The sequence below is a fragment of the Pectobacterium araliae genome (genome assembly GCF_037076465.1).
GTDB classification, from domain to species: Bacteria; Pseudomonadota; Gammaproteobacteria; order Enterobacterales; family Enterobacteriaceae; genus Pectobacterium; species Pectobacterium araliae.
The window spans coordinates 3,948,212-3,970,111 of record NZ_AP028908.1 but is presented as its reverse complement, the minus strand read 5'-3'; the positions used below and the strand labels follow the sequence as shown (position 1 = coordinate 3,970,111).

16 protein-coding genes and 1 pseudogene are annotated in these 21,900 nt (G+C 53.2%); 3 read left to right on the top strand and 14 right to left on the bottom strand.

Annotated elements, in window-relative coordinates; genetic code table 11:
- Positions 1-81 precede the first annotated feature (81 nt).
- The 7 genes from AACH44_RS17980 to rhaB form a co-directional block, all read right to left on the bottom strand.
- Positions 82-2,031 carry a methyl-accepting chemotaxis protein gene (locus AACH44_RS17980; RefSeq protein WP_261849249.1) on the bottom strand — a complete coding sequence of 650 codons (1,950 nt, stop codon included), beginning with the start codon at positions 2,029-2,031 and terminating at the stop codon, positions 82-84.
- 330 nt (positions 2,032-2,361) lie between these two features.
- Complete coding sequence (gene mgtA, locus AACH44_RS17975; RefSeq protein ID WP_261849250.1) at positions 2,362-5,073, bottom strand: magnesium-translocating P-type ATPase; 2,712 nt, start codon at positions 5,071-5,073, stop codon at positions 2,362-2,364.
- Positions 5,074-5,524: 451 nt separating this feature from the next.
- Entirely contained in the window at positions 5,525-7,102 is a 1,578-nt protein-coding gene (locus AACH44_RS17970; RefSeq protein ID WP_261849251.1) for a methyl-accepting chemotaxis protein, read from the bottom strand.
- A gap of 441 nt (positions 7,103-7,543) precedes the next feature.
- Complete coding sequence (rhaM, locus tag AACH44_RS17965) at positions 7,544-7,858, bottom strand: L-rhamnose mutarotase (protein ID WP_261849252.1); 315 nt, start codon at positions 7,856-7,858, stop codon at positions 7,544-7,546.
- A 97-nt stretch (positions 7,859-7,955) separates the two neighbouring features.
- The gene (rhaD, locus tag AACH44_RS17960; RefSeq protein WP_261849253.1) at positions 7,956-8,780 is read right to left on the bottom strand and encodes a rhamnulose-1-phosphate aldolase; all 825 of its coding nucleotides are present in this window, start codon (positions 8,778-8,780) and stop codon (positions 7,956-7,958) included.
- 4 nt (positions 8,781-8,784) lie between these two features.
- A complete protein-coding gene (locus AACH44_RS17955; RefSeq protein ID WP_261849254.1) occupies positions 8,785-10,047 on the bottom strand; it encodes an L-rhamnose isomerase in 1,263 nt (420 codons plus the stop codon).
- Positions 10,044-11,534, bottom strand: coding sequence for a rhamnulokinase (gene rhaB, locus AACH44_RS17950; RefSeq protein ID WP_261849255.1), 1,491 nt, complete (start codon positions 11,532-11,534; stop codon positions 10,044-10,046). Before rhaB ends, AACH44_RS17955 begins: the two co-directional genes overlap by 4 nt.
- 335 nt (positions 11,535-11,869) lie before the next feature.
- Here rhaB and rhaS point away from each other — a divergent pair, with 335 nt between their 5' ends.
- Positions 11,870-12,709, top strand: a complete 840-nt coding sequence (gene rhaS / locus AACH44_RS17945; RefSeq protein WP_261849256.1) for an HTH-type transcriptional activator RhaS — start codon at positions 11,870-11,872, stop codon at positions 12,707-12,709.
- Between the two features lie 24 nt (positions 12,710-12,733).
- Positions 12,734-13,588 (top strand): helix-turn-helix domain-containing protein, encoded by an 855-nt coding sequence (locus AACH44_RS17940; protein ID WP_261849257.1) that lies wholly within the window; start codon positions 12,734-12,736, stop codon positions 13,586-13,588.
- A gap of 42 nt (positions 13,589-13,630) precedes the next feature.
- Here the strand turns inward: AACH44_RS17940 and AACH44_RS17935 are convergent.
- The 6 genes and pseudogenes from AACH44_RS17935 to AACH44_RS17910 form a co-directional block, all read right to left on the bottom strand.
- A pseudogene (locus AACH44_RS17935) lies at positions 13,631-13,884 on the bottom strand (Txe/YoeB family addiction module toxin).
- A complete protein-coding gene (yefM, locus tag AACH44_RS17930; RefSeq protein WP_261849258.1) occupies positions 13,881-14,132 on the bottom strand; it encodes a YoeB-YefM toxin-antitoxin system antitoxin YefM in 252 nt (83 codons plus the stop codon). Before yefM ends, AACH44_RS17935 begins: the two are co-directional and overlap by 4 nt.
- Before the next feature lie 75 nt (positions 14,133-14,207).
- Complete coding sequence (locus tag AACH44_RS17925; RefSeq protein WP_261849259.1) at positions 14,208-15,905, bottom strand: dipeptide ABC transporter ATP-binding protein; 1,698 nt, start codon at positions 15,903-15,905, stop codon at positions 14,208-14,210.
- Complete coding sequence (locus tag AACH44_RS17920; RefSeq protein WP_261849260.1) at positions 15,902-16,768, bottom strand: ABC transporter permease; 867 nt, start codon at positions 16,766-16,768, stop codon at positions 15,902-15,904. Before AACH44_RS17920 ends, AACH44_RS17925 begins: the two co-directional genes overlap by 4 nt.
- Complete coding sequence (locus tag AACH44_RS17915; protein WP_261849261.1) at positions 16,761-17,720, bottom strand: ABC transporter permease; 960 nt, start codon at positions 17,718-17,720, stop codon at positions 16,761-16,763. Before AACH44_RS17915 ends, AACH44_RS17920 begins: the two co-directional genes overlap by 8 nt.
- Complete coding sequence (locus AACH44_RS17910) at positions 17,698-19,311, bottom strand: ABC transporter substrate-binding protein (RefSeq protein ID WP_261849262.1); 1,614 nt, start codon at positions 19,309-19,311, stop codon at positions 17,698-17,700. Before AACH44_RS17910 ends, AACH44_RS17915 begins: the two co-directional genes overlap by 23 nt.
- A gap of 539 nt (positions 19,312-19,850) precedes the next feature.
- Here AACH44_RS17910 and AACH44_RS17905 point away from each other — a divergent pair.
- Positions 19,851-20,465, top strand: a complete 615-nt coding sequence (locus AACH44_RS17905; RefSeq protein ID WP_261849263.1) for a YagU family protein — start codon at positions 19,851-19,853, stop codon at positions 20,463-20,465.
- A gap of 159 nt (positions 20,466-20,624) precedes the next feature.
- On the opposite strand, the gene rhaT is transcribed toward AACH44_RS17905, so the two are convergent.
- Positions 20,625-21,659 (bottom strand): L-rhamnose/proton symporter RhaT, encoded by a 1,035-nt coding sequence (gene rhaT / locus AACH44_RS17900; protein WP_261849264.1) that lies wholly within the window; start codon positions 21,657-21,659, stop codon positions 20,625-20,627.
- Between the last annotated feature and the right edge of the window lie 241 nt (positions 21,660-21,900).

Genomic DNA, 21,900 nt, shown 5'->3' with positions numbered 1-21,900 from the left:
CGCCCTCAATGAGGGCGTGAGTCTCATAATGCTGAGACCATTGGGCGATGTTGTCTCACTTCTTGAACGATATCGTCTCCGCTACCTTGATAACAGCGCGTGCGGCAAAGGCTGCTGTGGTGCGCTGTCGTCAACCTTGAAGCGGCTGACCAGCGATTCCATTTCAATGGCTTGCTCATCCAGTAATTGGCTGGCAACGGAAGCCTGCGAAACCAGCGTCGCATTTTGCTGCGTGACCATCTCCAATTGGCTGAGTGCTTCATTAATTTGCGCGATGCCCAGCGACTGCTCATCGGCAGCAACCGCAATCTCATTCACCAGATCGCGCACTTTACGCGTGCCAGTGACGATGTCGTTAATCCCCTGGTTCGATTGGTTCACCAGCTTTGTCCCTTCACTGACGCTGGCAATGCTATCGGCGATGAGCGCACGGATTTTCCCCGCTTCGTCTGCACTACGTTGCGACAGTTGACGCACCTCCGCCGCGACGACAGAGAATCCTCGGCCATGCTGTCCCGCCCGTGCTGCTTCAACCGCCGCGTTCAGCGCCAGCAAATTGGTTTGAAAGGCAATGGCATCAATGGCGGCAACGACGGCATTCACGCGCTGGCTGGTGTCCTGAATTTTGCTCATCGCGCTGCTGGCGGATTCAGTAATGGTTCCAACACGGTGAGCCTGATCGTCTACCTCCGTCGTTAACTGACGCGCCTGCCCGGCAAAATCTGCGGTTTGTTTTACCGTGACGGTGATTTCTTCCATGCTGCTGGCGGTTTGCACCAGCGAAGCGGATTGCTCTTCAGTACGCTGTGCCAGATCCTGATTTCCGTTGGCGATTTCGCTGCTGGCACGCCCGATAGTCTGTGAACTGCGCTTAATATTCACTACCATATCGGCGATGTTCTCCAGTGAAGTGTTATACGCCTGATTCAGTTGCGACAGTTCGTCGGTTCCCGGTACATGTAGGCGGCGCGTCAGATCTCCGCCCATCTCACGAATGGTCGTCAGCGTTTGCTGAAGTTGCTCGTTGATGCTGCGCATAATCATTAAGGCCAGGCCGATCGCCATCAGCAGAGAAATTAGCGCCCCTGCTAAATAGCTAATCCAGGACTGGCGGGCATCAGCAGCCAAGGTGTTAACCTGCGTAGCCAGATCTTGGGTGGCGAGCTGCTCAACTTTTTTTAGTTCATCGATCTTTACCGTTTGTTGGTTAAACCACTGGCTGGCATCAATCGCAAAATTTCCGCTAGAGGAAGCGATGGCTTTATTGCGCATTTGCAGCGCGCTCTGGGCTGAAGGCTGGTTAAGCGCCTGTTCGAAAGCCTTACGCAGCTCGGTATTGGCGAACATGTTATAGGCAGTGATATATGCCTCTCCCTTACCCACCATTTGGTTCAGACGCTCGAACATCCCGGTAGCAAAGCTATTGGCAGAGAAGGCGTTGGAGAGTACGGCGCGCTCAAGCCCGGCCTGTTCTTTGACGTTCAGCAGGTTGTAGTAGGCTGCCAGCCGCTGGGCAATGCCGCCGTCGCTGACCAGATGGGTCATATCCCCGACAATATTCAGCAGATAGGTGACCGAATCGGAATAGTAGCCTATGGCTTGGGCAACGGGTATCGATATGCTATCGACGCTGCGGCGATGTTCCGTAAGCTGCTGTGTTTTCTGTGTGACACGACTGAGTTCCTCGCTGACGGCATCGCCAAGCTCGGCGCGGCTCAGGTTTGCGGCGGTTTGCTCCAGCACCTGTTGTGCCCGATCGGTCGCTTGCCGCTGCGTAGTGAGCTCTGCACCAAAATTTTTCCCCTGACTGCCAAAATAGCCCGCACTCAAACCGCGCTCACGCTGGATCTGGTGGGCGAATTCGCCTGCATCGCGCGCCAGAGTAATCAGTTTCGCCATGCGGATCATTTCATTTTCCGTGCTGCGTCGCTCCACCACGCCGGAAAAACTAAACCACAGTAGGGCAAGGATTGGCGGTAGGAGAGCCAAAATGAACTTACTACGGATCGAGATGTGATGTAGGGACTGCATAGATATGCTCCATTGCCTGTAATCCGTCCGTTTCTGACATGTGCTGTATGCAAAAGTAGACAGGGGTTTATTTTAGTTTCGGCGTAATGGGACAATGGTTTAGCATTGATTTCATCGTTCCCATTAAAAAAATTACGCTTATTCCTAATACCACCGTATTGATGAAAATATATTTATTATTATTTAATGAGTTATGTAATTTTCTGCAATGAGACCTTTAACTTACATCACCTCTAAGGTGGTATGAATTTTTTGCCTCGATGTCGGTATTTTGACCCTCTGGCTTACGGCGGGTAATAACGCGCCCGCCGTGAAGATGTGGAGAAAAGATCAGAACCATTGGCCAAAGCGACGGATGTAGGCGCGTTTAACCAGTTGTGCGACGGTGCAGTAGCCAATCAGCGTAGCAGCCAGCCACGGGAAATATTCCCACGGCAGCGGCTGCAAACCGACCAGCGTTCCCAGTGGAGAGAACGGCAGATAGATGCCTAGCGCCATCACCAGTCCGGTCATCAACATCACTGGCAGTGCTGCCGTACTCTGAATGAATGGGATCTTCTGGGTACGCAGCATGTGTACCACCAGCGTTTGTGACAGCAACCCCTCAACGAACCAGCCTGACTGAAACAGAGCCTGATGCTCGACGCTGTTGGCGGCAAACACGAACCACATCAGCGCGTAGGTGGTGATGTCAAAAATCGATGACGTCGGCCCGATACACAGCATGAAGCGACCAATATTTTTAGCATCCCATTTGCGGGGTTTGCGCAGGAACTCCTTATCCATTTTGTCCCATGGCAGCGACAACTGAGAGATGTCGTACATCAAGTTCTGAATCAGCAGATGGATCGCCAGCATCGGTAGAAAAGGAATAAAGGCGCTGGCGACGAGTACTGAAAACACGTTGCCGAAGTTGGAACTGGCGGTCATGTTCAGGTATTTGATGATATTACCGAATGTCTCGCGCCCTTTGATCACGCCCTCTTCCAACACCATCAGGTTCTTTTCCAGCAGAATGATATCAGCCGATTCTTTGGCGATATCCGTCGCGGTATCGACGGATATCCCGATATCGGCATCGCGCAGGGCGGGCGCATCGTTGATACCGTCGCCCAAAAAGCCAACCGTATGATTATTGCCTTGCAGCGCCTTTAGCACGCGGGATTTTTGTAGCGGTGTCAGTCTGGCAAAAATGGTACGCTGCTCTACCAGTACGCCGAGCTGTTTATCGCTGAGTGCGTCGATCTCGTTCCCTTCTAGTACCTCGCCCGGTTCCAGCCCGACATCACGACAGATCTTGCGGGTAATAATCGCGTTATCGCCCGTCAGGACTTTCACTGTCACCCCGTTTTCATGCAGGGCGCGAATCGCGGCAGAGGCGCTTTCTTTCGGCGGATCGAGGAACGTCAGCAGGCCGCAGAGCGTTAGATCGCGTTCATCCTCGGTGCTGAGCGGTAGGGTGCTGCCGACCGGACTCAGTTCACGGGTGCCAATCATCAGCACACGAAATCCCTGCTGGTTATAGCTTTCTGCCAGCGTTTTCAGCATGTTGCGGCGCTCATCGTCCAGTTCGTGCCGCAGCCCGTTTTCACTGATATGCGTCGCGACAGCCAGCATCTCTTCTACCGCGCCTTTGCAAATTAGGCGCTGCTGGTTGTGTTCATCGGCCACGGTGATGGACAGACGACGGCGGATAAAATCAAACGGCAACTCATCGATTTTTCGGTAGTGACCCAGTGCGGCAATGGCGGGATTATGGCGACCAAACTGCATGATGGCCTGATCCATCAGGTTTTTCATGCCGCTCTGGTGTGCGCTGTTGAGCCAGGCAAGCTGGAGCACCGTCTCATCGACCTGACCCTGTGTATTTAGGTGATGCTCAAGGATGATACGATCCTGCGTTAGCGTGCCGGTTTTATCGGTGCACAGCACATCCATCGCGCCAAAGTTCTGAATCGCGTTCAGTCGTTTGACCACCACTTTGCGTCGCGCCATCGCAATCGCGCCTTTTGCCAGATTGGAAGAGACAATCATCGGCAGCATTTCTGGCGTCAGGCCAACGGCAACGGCCAGCGCAAACAGGCTAGCCTCCATCCAGTCACCTTTAGTGAAACCGTTAACCAGCAGTACGACAGGCACCATCACGATCATAAAGCGGATCAGCAGCCAACTTACACTGTTGACGCCGCGATCGAAGGCGGTTTGGGAACGGGTGCCGACGATGGATTTCGCCAGCGAGCCGAAGTAGGTGTGGCTGCCTGTTGCCACCACGATTGCTGTCGCCGTGCCGCTGGAAATGTTGGTGCCCATCAGACAGATATTGGAGAGCGCCAGCAGATCGCTTTCTCCGCTGCCGCCAGTGGGCTGACAGCCTTTTGCGCAGATATCGCTGAACACATCGTATTTTTCGATCGGCAGTGATTCACCGGTCAGTACTGCCTGGCTGACGAACAGGTCGCGTGATTCCACCAGCCGGACATCCGCAGGCACCATGTCGCCGGCTGAGAGGGTCAGAATATCGCCGGGAACCAGTTGCTGAAGTGGAATTTCCTGCATGACGGCAGCAGCGTTGGGGTGAGGGCGACGCAGCACGGTAGCCGTTGTTCGCACCATGGATTTCAGCGCTTCTGCGGCCTTATTGGTGCGAAACTCCTGCCAGAAGCGTAGCAGGCCGCTTAGGCTAACCATCACCAGAATGATGACAACGCCAGTAAGCGACGTTTCTTGATGATCACGCAGCGGTAGCCAGTAATCGGTGAAAAAGCTGATCGCGGCCAGCGCCATCAGTACGTAAATAAACGGGTTATTAAACGCGGCAGCCAACTGCACCAGTGCATGGGGTGCTTTTTCATGGGCGACGCGATTTTCGCCATAAGTCTGCTGACGCTCAACGATGTCATCATGGCTTAAGCCATGCAGATGGGTATTCAGGTTAGCCAGCGTTTGGTCGAGGCTGTTTTGCGCCTCACGGGCAATCGCAAAGGTGGCTGCGGGTGTCTTACGGGCACGGTGATGCCCCGTTTGCGTGATCATATCGGTCATGATGCTGCTCTCTTAATGGTGCCTGTCCGCCGCACACGGGCGCGCATCCCGGATAAAGGGACGTAAAGCGGAAAAAAATGAAGGTATTAAGGGCGGTAAACCGCGCAGACGGAGAGAACAGAGAGGTCGGGGAAGAAGACGGTCCTTATTCTAGCGGATGCGGTTTACCGGGCCATCTAGGGTGTTCGTCCATGTGGTCTCCTTATCGCCGTGCGGCGAGATGTAAAAATAATCGTCAACTGACGAAGCCGACTACGTAAAAACACAGTACGTAGTTTAGTGGTGCAACCATAACTCAGTTTGCCTAAACCGTACGTCAACGTTGACTCATGAGTGATATCAGGTGTGCTTGTCGCCAATCAGCGGGTGTCGGCGGCGTATTGCTATGCAGTGGTGAGGGGCGCTAAGAAGCCGTTTATTGCCCCGCCGAGTGGTCGACGGGGCAGAGGGGTTAATGAATTCTCAGCATGTGCTCCTGATTAACTTTGAAGAAACGAACTGCGTCGCGCAGTTGTTCACCCTGTTCCGTCATCGCGTGTGCTGCCGTGGCGGATTCTTCCACCAGCGCGGCGTTTTGTTGGGTGACGCGATCCATTTGTTCTACCGCGACGCTGATCTCTTTGATGCCAATATGCTGCTCGTTGGATGCCTGAGAAATTTCCGCCACGATATCCGTCACTTTTTTAACCGATTGCACAATCTCCGACATCGCCTGACTGGCTTTATCTGCCCGCGCGGAACCGTCGGTGATCTTCTCGACGGTGCCTTCGATCAGCGTTTTGATCTCTTTGGCGGCGTTGGCGCTCTTCTGCGCCAGCGTCCGTACTTCGCCCGCCACAACGGCAAAACCTTTCCCTTCGCTGCCTGCTCTGGCCGCTTCTACCGCGGCGTTCAGTGCCAGGATATTGGTCTGGAAGGCAATACCTTCGATCACGGCGATAATATCGACGATTTTCTGTGAACTGTCGGAGATTTCGTGCATACGTTTAAGCATGTCATCCACGATAAGCCCGCCTTGAGAAGCCGTTTCCGAGGTTTGCTGCGCCAACTGGCTGGCTTCTTTAGCGTTATCCGCATTCTGTCGCACGGTGTGCGTCAACTGCTGCATGTTGGCCGATGCCTGAATCAGCGAGGCAGCCTGCTCTTCGGTACGCTGTGACAAGTCACTGTTACCTTGCGCTATCTCGCTGGATGCCAGCGAGATGGATTCACTGCCGTTCATGATGGTATGCACGATGTTCATCAACTGTTGGTTCATGTGGTTGATTGAAGCGAGCAGACTTGAGTTGTCGCCCTGACGCAGTTGGATTTCTGCCGTCAGGTTACCGGATGCGATCTCGGTCATGATTTCTTGTGCGTAGTGAGGATCGCCACCGAGTTGGCGAGAAATATTACGTGAGATAAGGGCGGCGATAACGGTGGTTGTCAGCAGGGCGAGCAGCAGTAATCCCCAGACATAGTATTGTGACGTTCGATACGTTGAATCGGCACTGATAACGATATCTTTTGCCGTCGCCACTTCCATCTCCACCAATTTGGCCAGATCTTTCATTAGCTGAATGCGATATTTTGCTGAGTTTGCACCGCTGATTTTGCTGGCTTCGGCCAAATCGCCACGGTTAACGGTATCAATCAGCGTGGCATTGACCGAGTTAAAACCGGAAAAATCATCGCCAATAACTTTAATCAGCGCTTTTTTATCCTCGCTGTTCGCAACGGTTTGGTAATTCTTCAATGCGGTGAGGAAGGCATCGGCGTTTTGCAGTAATTCTTTGCGGTGACTTTCGCGTTCCTCGGGCGTTTTGGAGTCGATATACTGTATTTGCTGCAAACGCGTTTCAGACAACGTGCCGCGCATTTCCAGGCTATATCGCACACCGGGCAAGCTGTTGCTGCTTAATTCAACAATACGGCTGTTATTAACGCTAAGCTGGAGTAGTGAAACCACACCTAGTAGCAACATCATGGCTACCAGGACGGAAAATCCGAGTAATAACTTGGAAAACACTGTGAGTTGAGAAAATTTCATCGCTATTCTTATTGATTATAGAGAGAGAGTAGTAGTGATAACGGCAAAGAAAATAAGATCTTTATAATACGGAATTCGATAAATTGGCTTTAATGAGTAAACGGTTATTAATGTTGCCTTAAATTGAAATGTCAGCGATAAACCCTAATTAATAACAAATTTTCAATGCATAACACCTAATGGTGACGGTGCTCAACATTATTTTAATAGATCTTTTTGTTATTGATGTGAAGGAGAGGCTCTTCACAAATAGGATAGACAAAATGTGATTGTCATCAACAATCTCTAATTATTTATATCTTTTAAAATAACAACTCTCTGCAACAGAAGTTATTCATTAAATGACAAAATATTTCTTTTCATTTCTTTATTTATCAAATCACGCAGGTAATATATTTATTATATTACCTGCGCAGGATTATTCTTAGTTCAAAGCATTCCTCAGTCCAGATAGAACACTGGTTCCAGTGCAGTGCTAACCGGGCTACTGTCGGGATTGGAGGGCATGATGTCGCTCATGTGTTTCCACCAGCGTTGGCAGACTTCCGTTTGCGCAATGGCCTCCCAGCGCGCTTCGGATTCGACTTCCACATAGCCGAATAGCAGGTTGCGCGGTTTATCCAGAAAAATGCTGTAGTGGTGCGCGCCGTGGTTTTTCAGCACCTCGGCCAGCTCCGGCCAAATGGGGTTATGGCGACGCTGATAGTCGTCGTGGCAGTCAGGAAAAACCGACATCACAAAAGCTTTACGCAACATGGACGAATCCCCTGTAGTCGTTGGCAGAACGCCACGGCGGTGATGCCGTGGCGATTTGAGGCTGAAGCTAATGCTATCCGTAGATGGGTTACACGACCTACACGCGCAGCGCGGCTTCCAGTGGCGTCACGCCGAAACGTTTACCCAGAGCGATCAGCTCTTCGGTCGAAATCGTCTGTTTCTTACCGCCCATCGATCTCACTTTTACCATGACGTCGGCGGATTTCTCGGCAGTATCAATCAGGCCGAAGGCGTCATCCAGCGTTGGGCCAGTACCGAAGATGCCGTGAAATGGCCACAGCACCAGCGAATGACGTTTCATTTGCTCGGAGGTGGCATCGCCAATGGCATCGGTGCCCGGCACCATCCACGGCACAATGCCTACGCCGTCTGGGAAGACGACCAGACACTCCGTACTACCTTCCCATAGTTCACGGGTGAACGTGGCGGTATCCAGTTCCAGCACATAGCTCAGGGCAATCAGATTGGTCGCGTGGCAGTGCATGATGACGCGATCGTGTCCGTGGCTCACGCCCATGCGCACAATGTGCGACTGGAGATGCGAGGCCAGTTCAGACGTTGGCAGGCCACCGTTGGCCAGCCCCCAGAAAATGCGATAGCCTTTGCCATCACTATCGATCTGCAAGACCACCAGAGAATCCGCCGGGTCTAGTTGAACGTTGCGGAAGAACTTGCCGGAACCCGTAACGATGAACCAGCAGTCGGCCAGTTCCGACATCGGCTGCGATAGCGCTTCATGGCGCGGCTGCGGATAGAAATCGCTTTCATAAGGCGTCACATCCTCGGCCGTCAGGCGCAGGCTGACGTTACCGCCGTTACGTTCGTCCCAGCCTTTGAGCCACATGTCGCTAGTGGCTTTAATCATTCCCTTTACAAACCAGGAAGAGAGAATTGTTTGCATAGTCTTACCCTTGACGTTGAGTGAGGATGGTTTCTTCATACTGACGTACCTGTTGCAGCCAGTCGCTGCCTGGGATGACGTCATGACGCTGGCAGTAGTGTTCCCATACGGCTTGCCACGGCAGCGATTTTTGCTCTTCCAGCAGGGCGAGACGCGCGGTGTAATCGCCGTTTTGTTCCAGTGTGCGCAGGGTTTCCGTGGGCTCAAGCAGTGCGCGCAACAGGGCTTTCTTCATATTGCGTGTGCCGATGACCCAGGCTGCGATGCGGTTGATTGAGGCATCAAAGAAATCGAGCCCGATATGGACGCGGTTAAGCAATTTATGGCGCACGATCTCGTGAGCGATAGCCTGCGTTTCGTCATCCAGTAGCACGACATGATCGCTGTCCCAGCGTACCGGACGGCTGACGTGCAGCAGCAGGCGTGGAACGTACAGAATCGCGCTGGAGATCTTGTCGGAAATCACTTCGGTTGGATGGAAGTGCCCCGCATCCAGGCAGAGCGCGGTGCCGCGGCTGGTCGCGTAGCCGAGGTAGAATTCGCTGGAGCCGACGGTAAAACTTTCCGCACCTATGCCGAACAGCTTACTTTCCACTGCATCGATATGGTGTGACGGATCGAGCGGCTCGGCTATGACTTCATCCAGCGCGCTGAGTAGTCGTTGACGGAATGCCAGACGATCGATGGTCAAGTCTTTCATGCCGTCTGGCACCCAGATGTTCATGACTGACGGCGTACCGAGTTCGCGACCGAAGTAGGCGGAAATCCGGCGGCTGGCCTGACAGTGTTCAATCCAAAAGCGGCGCACTTTTTCGTCTGGGTGCGATAGGGTAAAGCCGTCTGCACTCAGCGGATGAGAAAAGCAGGTTGGGTTAAAATCCAGCCCAAGCTGGTGACGTTTGGCCCACGCGACCCAGGAACTGAAATGTTCGGGAGCAATCTCGTTACGGGCGACAGGCTGTGCGGATTCCAGATAGATGGCGTGCAGGTTCAGTCGCTTGGGGCCGGGGATCAACGCAAATGCCTGTTCCAGATCGGCACGCAGTTCATCCGGCGTACTTGCCTTACCGGGGTAATTGCCAGTGGCCTGAATACCGCCGGTTAATGGTCCGCCGATGTTCTCGAATCCGGCTACATCGTCTCCCTGCCAGCAGTGCATTGACACCGGAATCTGGTCGAGCTGTTCCAGCGCTGCCTCTACGTCAATATTCAGGCTGGCATAACGCGCTTTTGCCAACTGCCATGCGGTTTCAATTGGTGTGCTCATTGCGTTGTCTCCTTTTTGCCCTGTGGGGCGGTTTCTGGCTGGCTGAGCGCCTGAAAGCGACGCCAGTGCCCGGCAAAATCACTCTCCGCACGCGGGGTATAGCGATGCAGAGGGAAGTTATGAGTCAGCATGTGCCGGAAGGCGGCAAGGTCGGCGACAGCGCCCAGCGCCATCAGTTGGCAACCGATATTGCCAAGCGTTGAGGCCTCGACCGGCCCGGCCAGAACCGGAATCTGGCACACATCGGCGCACAGCTGGTTCAGAAACGCGTTCTGGCTGCCACCGCCGACAATATGCAATTGGCGGATTGGCGCATGGCGCAGTTCGCCGAGTTCCAGCACCACCTGCCGGTAGAGCAGCGCGAGGCTGTCGAAGATACAGCGTGCCAGTTCGGCATCGCTGTGGGGCACAGGCTGGTCGTGCTCACGGCAATAGTCGCGGATCGCCTGATGCATGGACGGCGGATTGATAAAGCGATCGTCATTGGGGTTAATCAGGCTGGCGAAGGCGGGTACGGCGGCGGCGGACTGAATCAGTGCGCCTAAATCCTTGATATTACGCTCCTGACAAACGCGCTGTAGCAGCCACAGACCCATGATGTTTTTTAGCACCCGATAGGTGCCGTCTACGCCGCCTTCGTTGGTGATATTGGCGGCCAGCGCCTGCGGGTTATTAAACGGCGTGTCGCTTTCGATGCCCATTAGCGACCAGGTGCCGGAACTGAGGTAGGCGCTGTCGCGGCTCAGCAACGGTGCGCCGACTACCGCGCTGGCGGTATCGTGCGTGGCGACAGCGATAACGGGGATCTGTCGTCCGCTTGGCGCAACCCAATTCCCGACGGTGTGTCCCGGCTGCACCGGATTGCTCAACCAGCGGCGCGGGATGCCCAGATACTCCAGCAGTTCGCTGTCCCAGGTTTTCTGTTGCAGATTAAGTAATTGGGTCGTGCTGGCGTTGGTGTATTCGCAGACGACATTCCCCGTGAGGCGATAGTGAAAATAGTCGGGGATCATCAGCAGGTGTGCCACCCGATCCAGATCGTCAGAGGGCGCATCGCCCAGCGCTTTAAGCTGGTATAGCGTATTAAATGGCAGGAACTGAATGCCGGTACGCCGGTAGATCGCTTCACGTCCCAGTTCTGCGGTAACCGCGGCCATTACGCCGTCGGTGCGGTGGTCGCGGTAGGAATACGGCAGGCCAACACGCTGCCCGTCCTTATCGAGTAGCACATAGTCCACGCCCCAACTGTCGATCCCGATGCTATCGGGGGCGATACCCATGGCATCGATTTGGTGCAATCCGGTGAGGATATCGTGTTCCAGCATGGTCAGATCCCACTGGTAATGACCGTCCTGAAACACCAACGTGTTGCTGAAACGGTGAATTTCTTTCAGCGTCAGATGCTGCGTGGCGGTATGGAACGTTGCCAGCATCACCCGACCGCTGGATGCGCCCAAATCCACCGCCACGATATTCTTCACCGCCATAGCCGCCACTCCTTATCATTGAATGTGTTGCAGTGTAAGGAGCGGTAACAGAAGCCACCTTCCGGTGAGTGCCACCTGCAACAAGCGATTGGCAAAATGACAAAGCTGACCGTGAAAGGGCTCACAATCTGGGAAATTATTCAGAGAATAACCATGAGAAATTCAGGGGAAAAGCCGTGTGATCCTTGCCACACTTCAATCAATTAGGCAGTGCAATCTTAAAAAAAGAGCAGGCAGATGGCGCGTGGGTGACGGTATTTGAAGGCTGGTTTTGTGGCTTATGACTACTCTTTTTCAAAGGCTGAGTTTTGCCAAAGGCGGAATGGAGAACTGAAATGACGTTACTTCGTGGTGATGATTTTTTTACTTCGCGTGCCGTGACGGTCGCGGTAGAGCCGCGTACCCCACAGACGGCCTTTCCTGAGCATTATCATGATTTCTGGGAAATTGTGCTGGTGGAACAGGGCGCTGGCGTCCATGTGTTTAACGACCAACCCTACGCCCTGTGTAGCGGGACGGTGTTCTTTGTTCGCGATAACGATCGCCATCTGTTCGAAGATGTAGAAGGGCTGTGCCTGACCAACATGCTGTACCGTTCGCCGCGCGGGTTTCGCTTCCTGTCTGATATCGCCGCGTTTTTACCGTATGGTTCGAACGGCGAGTGGCAGGGGCAGTGGCAGGTGAATGCGGTGGGAATGCAACAGTTGAAGCAGTCGCTGAACAGTTTGGCGGAGCTGGCACAGAGCGATGCGCCGGAAGCGATTGCGGCCAGCGAGAGCCTGTTTCTGCACATTCTGGTGCAACTGCGTCAGCACTGTTTCCAAACGCAGGGTAACGGCTCCGAGCGTCAGGGGGTACAGGCGCTGCTGGGCTGGCTGCAAAACAACTACAGTGAAGAAGTGAACTGGGGCGGTCTGGCCGAGCAATTCTCGCTTCCGCTGCGCACACTGCACCGCCAGCTAAAACAACACACGGGTATGACACCACAACGCTACCTGAATCGGTTAAGATTGCTGGAGGCGCGTCGGCGGTTGCAGCAGAGTGATGATTCCATTACCACGATTGCACACGCCTGTGGATTTAGCGACAGCAATCACTTCTCGACGCAATTCCGCAAGGCATTTTCGCAGGCGCCCAAATCACTACGCCATCAGGCGTTTTCTCGTGAAGAGTAGGCAATAGTCACTGCGGGTGAGGAAATGGCGACAGCAATACGGGGTTTGAAATTACAGACTGAAGACTATTTCCTCACCGACAAAAATGCCGTAATGGTTGCCGAACGGCACCCACAGCCTGTGTTTCCGCTGCATCATCATGATTTTGATGAACTGGTCATTGTCTGGCGTGGCAATGGCCTGCACCTCTGGAACGATGTGCCTTACCGTATTACCCGCGGCGATATGTTCTATGTTTCCGCGCACGATCGCCACAGCTATGAATCCGTCCACGAGCTTGAACTGGACAATATTCTCTATATCCGCAATCGCCTGACGTTATCCGCCGACTGGCAAACGTTACTGCCGGGCGGAGAGCATCCGCAAAGCCAGCGCCACTGGTGTTTGGGCTCGGAAGGCATGGATACCCTTCGTGAGAAGGTGGATGCGCTGACACAGGAGTGTATGAAATCGGATGCATTGTCGCTGCAACTGAGTGAGGCGCTGCTGTTGCAGATCGCGCTGCTGGCGGCGCGCTATCGCCACACGCCCGATAATCCGCAATTGGCGGATGCCCACCAGCTAGATATGTTGATGAATGCCCTACGCGCCAGTATTGCCACACCATTCCGTTTTGAAGCCTTCTGCGAACAGCACCACTTTAGCGCCCGTAGTTTGCGTTCTCGCTTTAAGGAACAAACTGGCATGAGTGTGCCGCATTACCTGCGTCAGCTACGGCTATGCAAAGCGATGGAGTTGCTGCGTTATGATTGGCAAACAATCGGTGAAGTTGCCGCACTGTGCGGTTTTGAAGACAGCAATTACTTTTCCGTGGTGTTCCATCAGGCGTTCGGTGTTTCGCCCAGCGCCTACCGCCAGCGTTTTCTGAATGTGGAGTGATTGTGCTTTTTTAGCGATTAAGTGTGATGAATCAATGAAGGGCTAATAGTGGTAGCGGCAGACGGCTATCATCATGGCGTCATCGGTGATGGCATAAACCAGACGATGTTCTTCGGTGATACGGCGCGACCAGAAACCAGCAAGGTTATGTTTAAGTGGCTCTGTTTTCCTTTTCCCTCAAAAGGTGTTCTGCGTGCTTCTTTTATTAATTCATTGGTCTTTTTGACCATCCACTTATCGATGTCTTGCCAGTACAGGTAGTCTTCCCATGCTTCTTCTGACCAGATTAGCTTCACTCAATGATATCTCTTTCTTCGCTATTGCCAGCCTTAAGGCTCTCGATTGAATTCATCAGTCTTTTGGCATTGGCGGGTGAACGCAGTAAATAGGCGGTTTCCTCTAGAGAGTTATACTCTTCCAGAGACATCAGCACACAGGCTTCACCATTCTGTCGAGTGATAAGAATAGGAGCACGGTCTTCGACCGTTTTCATCATGGTCGCCGATAGATTTTGTCGGGCTTCGCTGTCGCTAATTGTACGCATCTGTACCTCCTGATATGTACTTATCATTGTACAATGTCGCTGCGTTTTTAACCGCTCAATCTTTCGTCAACATCATTATTCCGCCACCGTCGAGAGCAATAAACGCGTGTAAGGATGCTGCGGCTGGTTGAAGATTTGTTCGACTGGCCCGGTTTCTACGATATCCCCGTCTTTCATCACCGCGATGCGGTGGCTCATGTGCTGCACTACGCCCAAATCGTGGGAAATGAACAGCATCGTCAACCCCAACTGGCGCTGCAATGCTACCAGCAAATCCAGCACCTGCGCCTGTGTGGTGACATCCAGCGCTGATACCGGTTCGTCACAGATCAGAATTTCAGGATCTGAAGCCAATGCCTGTGCGATGGAAACGCGCTGGCGTTGCCCGCCGGACAATGCCGTCGGACGTCGGGTGAGTAGGTCGGGTGTGAGTCCGACATAGTCCAGCAGTGTCAAAATGCGTCGCTGTTTTTCATCGTCGCTCAAATCGCGGCGCAAGCGCAGCGGCTGGCGCAAAATCTGGGCGACGGTAAATTGCGGATCGAAAGAACTGAGTGGATCCTGTGTGATGGTCTGAATACGGGCGCGCAGTGGTCGGCGCTCACGTTCTGTCAGTGTGCTCCAGGCGCTGTCTGCTAATCGGACGTCGCCGCTATCTGGTTTTTGTAGCGCCAGAATGACTTTCCCCAGCGTCGTTTTACCGGAGCCGGATTCTCCAACGATACCCAGCGTTTCACCGCGTTTGATCTGGAGAGAAACCTGATTCACCGCCTGCATCCGGCTACCGTCTGGGCGCTTGAATGACACGGCAATCCGATCCGCCGTCAGAGCTATCGCGTCGGTGCTGACGTGATCTGCTGCCAGAGAAGTCTGTGATGGCGCAATGCCACCTTGTAACGGATCAACGCCAGCCAGCCACTTTCCTCGCGTAGACGCGGTCGGGATCGCCGCCAGCAATTTGCGGGTGTAGGGGTGTGTCGGTGCTGACAGGATCTGTTTTGCCTCACCGCCTTCTACCAGCGCGCCTTGCTGCATGACGATCACGCGATCCGCCACGTCAGCGACGACGGCAAGATCGTGGGTGATCAGCAGAACGCCGTGACCTGCCTGCGCCAAGGCGGTGAAGACTTTTAGCACCTGCTTCTGCACCGTTGCATCCAGTGCGGTGGTCGGTTCATCGGCAATCAGCAACTGTGGACCCGCAGCCAATGCGGAAGCAATCAACGCGCGTTGGCGTAGGCCACCAGAAAGCTCATGCGGGTACTGCGCTGCGCGATTCTCAGGATCGGGAATACCTGCTTTTTTCAGGAGTTCGGCGACGCGGGTGGGAATTTGCTCGCGGGGCAACAGACGATGAGTCAGAATCGGCTCGGCGACTTCTTGCCCGATCTTGCGCAGGGGGTCGAGAGACACCAGCGCGTCCTGCAAAACAAAGCCAATTTCACGGCCGCGAATCGCCCGCCAGTCACGATCGGTCAGATAACGTAAATCGCACAGGCTGCCATCATGGCGTGTGAGTTCAATCGCGTTTGCTTGTACGTCAACGCCTTCACCGGATAACCCTACCAGCGTACGGGCGGTGACAGATTTACCTGAACCCGATTCGCCGACCAGCGCCAGAATTTCTCCCGCATTGACCTGAAAAGAGAGATTTTTAACCGAACGAATCGGACCGAAGGGACTGTGGAAAGTCACGCTCAAGTCGTCTACGCGCAGCAGCGGCGTTTTTGCGGGTGTATCTGAAGAGGGGTGAGGCAGTGTGTTCAGGCTCATCTAGCCTCTCCTTTTGCCAAAATAGCCTGTAAACGGCGACCGAGCACGGTAATGGAAATCACTGACAGCGCGACAACACTGGCGGGCAACAAGCTGACCCACGGTGCGATATCAAGAAAATTACGTCCGTCGGCGAGTAATGCGCCCCATTCTGCGGTCGGCGGAACGACGCCCAGCCCCAGAAAGCTCAGCGCCGAGGCGGACAGCACCGCGTGGCCGACGCCAATAGTGGCGACAATCAGCAGCGGGCGCAGCGTATTGGGAATGATATGGCGAAAGACGATATACAGCGGGTGTTCGCCCAGCGCAATGGCGTGCTCCACATAGCCCGAGAGCCTGACTTGCAGCACCTGAGAACGAATCAGGCGAGCATAACCCGCAATCCCCGCCAGACCGACGGCCAGCATAGTGTTTTCTGGCCCGCGCCCCAGCACGGCGATCACCAGCAGCGCCAGCAGCAGATCGGGAAACGCCAGCATGATGTCCAGCAGGCGCACCAGAACCTGGCGGATACGCAGCGGAGCGAGCACCGACAGCGTACCAAACAGTACACCGCCGAAGCAGGCGATAAGCATCGCCCCGACACCAATCCCTAGCGACAGCGACGTGCCGTGAACGATGCGAGCAAAAATGTCGCGTCCCAACTGATCGGTGCCGAACCAATAGGTGGCATTTGGTGACTGGAATACCGCGCCCATGTCCATTTCATCGGCGGTGCGGCTGGTAAACAGCGAGGGGAAAAAGACCGCCAGCGCGAGCAGGAAAACGAGTGCGGCAGGCAACAGCGTTGAGGTAGCCAGCCACGGGCTGCGGTAGTGTTTTCTTGATGGTGTCTGCGTGAAGGGCATCGGTTCACTACTCATGGGCGCTCGCCTTCTTGCGTAAGCGGGGATCGATGAGGAGATACAGCGCATCCACCAGCAGATTAATGACGACGAAGAGGAATGCGGACAACATGACGACACCTAGCACCAGCGGCATGTCGCGGTTTTCAATTGCACTCAACGTGACCTGCCCGATACCCGCGCGGCCAAAGACGGTTTCGGTCAGCACGGAGCCACCGAGTACGCTTGCCAGCAAGGTGCCAGTCAGCGTTGAGGCGGCCAGCGCCGCGTGGCGCAAACCGTGGCGGAAACGCAGTCGGATTTCGCTGACGCCGCGCGTGCGTACAGTGAGCGAGAACGGCTGGGAGAGCGCATCTTCCAAACCGTCGCGCAGTACCTGACTTAGAATGGCGGCAATCGGCAGGCTCAGCGTGATCACCGGTAATACCAACGACATAAAGCCGTCGTTACCCGTGACAGGAAACCATTGCAGGCGAAAACTGAACAGGCTTAATAGCACGATACCAATCCAGTAGACCGGTGTGCTAAGCAGCGTTAGCTCCAGCCACGATACGCTGGTACGCAGCGTACCATAGCGACCTGCGGTGAGCAGCGCGCTGGTAATCGCGAGGAACAGAGCCAGAATCAAGCCGCCAAGCGCCAGCGGCAGGGTTTCATGCATTGCATCACTAATCACGCTGCCGACTGGCAGACGATAGAGATAGCTGACGCCAAAATCGCCCTGTAACGCCTGTCCACAGTAGCGCAGATATTGCACCCACAGCGGCTGATCGAGCCCAAATTGTTTGATGAGTACAGCGCGATACGCTTCATCCACCACGTTATCGCCGCCACTCAGAATAGCGACGGGATCGCCGGGGATCAATTTGACGGCAATAAACGTCAATGTGGCTGCGCCCCAGAGCACAGCCAGAATGGTGAGTAGACGTTTACCTAGCGCGTACAGATTAACGTTTAATCCAGACATCATAGAAGTTCGGTTTTGCGTTGGTGGCCCAGCTTATGCCCTGTACCTGTTTGGACAGGCCGAGTTGGTAGGCTGGAACATACAGCGGAACAACATACGCTTGATCGATGACCTCTCGCTGTATTTCGCTATAGAGCTGTTTACGTTCCGCGTCACCCGCGCCAATCGCTTTTCTCAGTTTATCGTCCAGCACGCTGATGCGAGTAAAGCCGTTACCGTTCGGTGGCGCATAGGCCGAATCGAACACGGTACGCAGAATATCTGGCTCTGCGCGCACGAAGAAGTTGGAGGCGATATCGTACTCGTTGGCATTGGTGCGTGTGGTGAATTCACCCGCATCAACTGGCGTCAGTTTGACTTCGAAGCCTGCCTGCTTCACCTGATATTGCACCGCCTGGAACAGCGCGACATCTGCGGCTTCAACGTTGGTTGAAGCATAAACGAAGCTGACGCTCAGGCGCTTGCCATCTTTAGTACGGAAGCCTTCACCGTCTTTCTGTTTCCAGCCTGCGTTATCCAGCAGTTCGTTGGCTTTTTTCACATCAAAGCCCCAGCGGGAGGCGATGCTCGGATCGTAGTACAGCGTGGCTGGGCCGAGAACGTTATCGGCGGCTTTCAGTGTACCGAAGAAAGCGACTTTGACTGCCGCGTTGGTATCTACCGCGCTCTGGAATGCCTTACGCACCGCGACATCCTGGAAAGGGCCTTTGGTGGTATTCAGATAGAGCACACGGTTAACGCCCGGGTTCTCATAGGTAATCACTTCCAGCTTTGGATTGCGCTTCACTGTCGGGAAATTAGCAGGTGGCACGGCGTCAATGGCCTGAATCTGGCCGCTGCTCAGTGCGCCAAGGCGAACCGACGCTTCTGGCAGATATTTGAACACCAGACCATCCAGATAGGCGGGGCCCGTGTGCTTGGCATAACCCGGTCCCCAGTTGTAATCAGGGCGCTTCGTCAGCTTGCTGCCGCTGCCTTTCACAAAGGAATCAAGAATAAACGGACCGGAACCCACCACGGTGGTGCTGGTATTTGGTGTTTTCTTCAGGTACGTCGGCGATTGAATGCCCAGATATGGCAGGCTCAGGCCCTGTAACAGCGCCGCAAACGGTGAGCTGTAGTGGAGCACAATCGTATAGTCATCCGGCGTTGAGATCTTGTCGATAGGACCTAACAGCGATTTCGCGTAGCTGGAGGTGGTTTTCGGATCGAGAATACGCTCAATGTTGTATTTCACCGCTTCCGCATCCAGCTTGGTGCCGTCGCTGAATGTCACGTCCTTGCGCAGGTGGAAAGTGTACTCGGTGTTGTTGTCGTTAATTTTCCAGCTTTCCGCCAACCAGGGCGTAAAGCGGTTATCTTCCGCCTGTCCTACCAGTGAATCGACCACGTTGCGGGAAATCAGCGCCGTTACGCCATAGGCCGTAATGTGCGGGTCGATGATCGGCGTATCGCTACCCAGACCTACGTTCAGAATACCACCGGATACCGGTTTTTCAGTGCCTTGTGCAGCGTAAGCACCGGGATTGAGTGCGAAAAGCAGCGTGAGTAATCCTGCTGCGAGGGTCGTAACTTGTGGGTGATTTTTTTCCATTCCCTGTGTCCTTTACGATGACATGAGGCCATACACGGCGGTCTTTTCGCTACTCTAGAGAGCTGTCTTATGCATGTAAAAGAATAAAAATTGATTTTCAATTCCATAAAAATATATATGCGAAAGGGATTGGCAGAAACGCTTTACTTCGCTGATGTGGTGCTGCTGACTACATGGCGGGGTGTTCTTTGTCACTGGGTCATATGTGATGCAGGCGAGAACATGAGTTACTTAATTGTTATTATTTCACAAATAAACAACTAGCTTATTTATTAAGCCTTTTTATTGCTGAGTTATTATTCATTTCTCTCTGGAAATATACATTTCATCTACGTTTATAGAATCTGTTTTTTCAATTATTGAATAAAAAGTCCACAAAAAGTCAATGCATTATTTTTATTTTAATTTTATAAATTTTAAAGCGGCATTCCTAATAACAAAATAACCTAGAGAAATTGTTCGATATATCAATTAACCTCTTTATCAGTCCATCATACCTATGTAAGAATATAACCTTTAATGGTTAGATTGGTAGAAAAATGAACTTTTTTGAACAAACGGCTCCGTCCCGTAGACGTTATGGCTTAGCTGCTTTTATTGGTTTGATTGCTGGTATTGTTTCATCTTTTGTTAAGTGGGGCGCAGAAAATCCGCTTCCTCCACGTAGTCCTACTGATATGTTTAGTAGTGCTTGCGTACCTGAATCACTGATTAGAGCTGCCGAGCACATTGATTGCTCGCGTAATTTTCTTAACCCACCCTACATCTTTTTACGCGATTGGCTTGGCGTTGTTGACCCTAATGCTGCTGTTTATACCTTTGCCGGCCATGTATTCAATTGGGTTGGTGTGACGCATATTATTTTCTCTATTGTTTTCGCTGTTGGTTATTGCGTCGTTGCAGAAGTATTTCCTAAAATAAAATTATGGCAAGGACTGTTGGCGGGTGCACTGGCTCAACTGTTTGTTCATATGATTTCATTCCCATTAATGGGGCTGACGCCTTCTCTATTTGTTCTCCCTTGGTATGAACATGTATCAGAGATCGTGGGTCATTTAATTTGGTTTTGGTCTATTGAGATTATTCGTCGTGATTTGCGTAACCGTATGACGCACGAACCTGATCCAGAGATTGCTTTGGCTGCTTCACGATAGGCTGTGATTTTATTTTAGCGATATAACATATTGCGATGCTTATTATTTTAGTGTCGCACTATAAATTAACAGTAAATATCTCTGTCTATGCTAAACGCCTTGAGATGCTCTCAGGGCGTTTTTATTTCCCCGACCATACCGAACGCGATGGCGAAATGCTTACACGGCCATCCCTAACCCAACAATATTCGCCGCCAAAATAATCACCACGCAGCCCAATACCAGCATACGCACAGGTTTCTGCCCCACGGCTTTCCACTCCTTAAATAGCAAGCCGACAATGCCACCGCATAGCACGTAGAAGCTCATGTGCAGCATCCAACTGATATAGGTGTAATCGGCCGGAATATTGGCGTGCCCCCAGGCATAGAAGAAGAATTGCAAATACCACATGACGCCGCCCAGAATGGCGAAGAGTGCATTGGCAATCAGTAACGGTTTAGCCTGAGCCAGGTCGGCTTTTAGTGAGATTCCCTTGCAGGTAGCCAAACGGATAAAACAGAAGCCCAGATTGACGACAGCCCCGCCACCCATGATCACGACATAGCTGGGGAGCGCGATATACAGCGAGTTGATCCCCAACGCTTGTGCCGCAGTATGCATCGGCTTGGCAGCATCCATCGCAAAGGACATGCCAGCGGAGAAGATCCCGCACAGGATAGCCAGAATTAGCCCTTTTTTCAGGTTGAATTCTTCGGCGCGAATACCGAGCGCCCGCTCTTTCAACAAGCCAGCGTAGCTGACAATCGCGACGCCGATGACTGCGACCAGCACGCCCAGCAGCGTCATTTTGCCACCCGCCGAACCAAACAGAACCGAGAATTTACCTTGTAGGACGGGCGTCATCAGCGTACCAATAATCAGCGTCACGCCGATGGCGATACCGATGCCCATCGACATGCCAAGGTAGCGCATCGTCAAGCCGTAGTTGATATTGCCGATGCCCCACATCGCGCCGAAGAGAAAAACGGGGAGTAGGGTCGCCATATCGAACGAACCGTAATAACGCCAAAAATCAGGCAGTAACCACCAGCTGATACTCCAGGGCAGGATAATCCACGAGAAAAATCCGCCCAGTGACCACATGGTTTCCCACGACCAGTTTTTGACTTGTTTAAACGGTGCATAGAAACAGGCCGCGCTGGCCGCACCGATGAAATGCCAGAAAATACCAAGGAAAATAGGATCGCTCATTCGTAACCCCTTGTTTTAGTTTGTGGTAAGCCTGTATTCGGCTCTGAATGTAGAGTGCAGTGTATGATTGCTGCCAGACCTGCTGGCGCTAGACAGTGTAGGAAGGTGAAAAAGGGTGAACCTTCAGATGCGTGCCACGAGCGGCAGGAGGACGGCATCGGTTTGAAGGTGAGTGCAGGCCGGATCACAAAACGCGGAAATCATCGCTGGGGGCACAACAGGGCAGAGCTTTCTGTCAATG

What these genes read in the sequence shown, in the direction of transcription:
- AACH44_RS17980 (WP_261849249.1), bottom strand. Translation starts at nt 2,031, where the DNA reads ATGCAGTCCCTACATCACATCTCGATCCGTAGTAAGTTCATTTTGGCT.
- mgtA (WP_261849250.1), bottom strand. Translation starts at nt 5,073, where the DNA reads ATGACCGATATGATCACGCAAACGGGGCATCACCGTGCCCGTAAGACA.
- AACH44_RS17970 (WP_261849251.1), bottom strand. Translation starts at nt 7,102, where the DNA reads ATGAAATTTTCTCAACTCACAGTGTTTTCCAAGTTATTACTCGGATTT.
- rhaM (WP_261849252.1), bottom strand. Translation starts at nt 7,858, where the DNA reads ATGTTGCGTAAAGCTTTTGTGATGTCGGTTTTTCCTGACTGCCACGAC.
- rhaD (WP_261849253.1), bottom strand. Translation starts at nt 8,780, where the DNA reads ATGCAAACAATTCTCTCTTCCTGGTTTGTAAAGGGAATGATTAAAGCC.
- AACH44_RS17955 (WP_261849254.1), bottom strand. Translation starts at nt 10,047, where the DNA reads ATGAGCACACCAATTGAAACCGCATGGCAGTTGGCAAAAGCGCGTTAT.
- rhaB (WP_261849255.1), bottom strand. Translation starts at nt 11,534, where the DNA reads ATGGCGGTGAAGAATATCGTGGCGGTGGATTTGGGCGCATCCAGCGGT.
- rhaS (WP_261849256.1), top strand. Translation starts at nt 11,870, where the DNA reads ATGACGTTACTTCGTGGTGATGATTTTTTTACTTCGCGTGCCGTGACG.
- AACH44_RS17940 (WP_261849257.1), top strand. Translation starts at nt 12,734, where the DNA reads ATGGCGACAGCAATACGGGGTTTGAAATTACAGACTGAAGACTATTTC.
- yefM (WP_261849258.1), bottom strand. Translation starts at nt 14,132, where the DNA reads ATGCGTACAATTAGCGACAGCGAAGCCCGACAAAATCTATCGGCGACC.
- AACH44_RS17925 (WP_261849259.1), bottom strand. Translation starts at nt 15,905, where the DNA reads ATGAGCCTGAACACACTGCCTCACCCCTCTTCAGATACACCCGCAAAA.
- AACH44_RS17920 (WP_261849260.1), bottom strand. Translation starts at nt 16,768, where the DNA reads ATGAGTAGTGAACCGATGCCCTTCACGCAGACACCATCAAGAAAACAC.
- AACH44_RS17915 (WP_261849261.1), bottom strand. Translation starts at nt 17,720, where the DNA reads ATGATGTCTGGATTAAACGTTAATCTGTACGCGCTAGGTAAACGTCTA.
- AACH44_RS17910 (WP_261849262.1), bottom strand. Translation starts at nt 19,311, where the DNA reads ATGGAAAAAAATCACCCACAAGTTACGACCCTCGCAGCAGGATTACTC.
- AACH44_RS17905 (WP_261849263.1), top strand. Translation starts at nt 19,851, where the DNA reads ATGAACTTTTTTGAACAAACGGCTCCGTCCCGTAGACGTTATGGCTTA.
- rhaT (WP_261849264.1), bottom strand. Translation starts at nt 21,659, where the DNA reads ATGAGCGATCCTATTTTCCTTGGTATTTTCTGGCATTTCATCGGTGCG.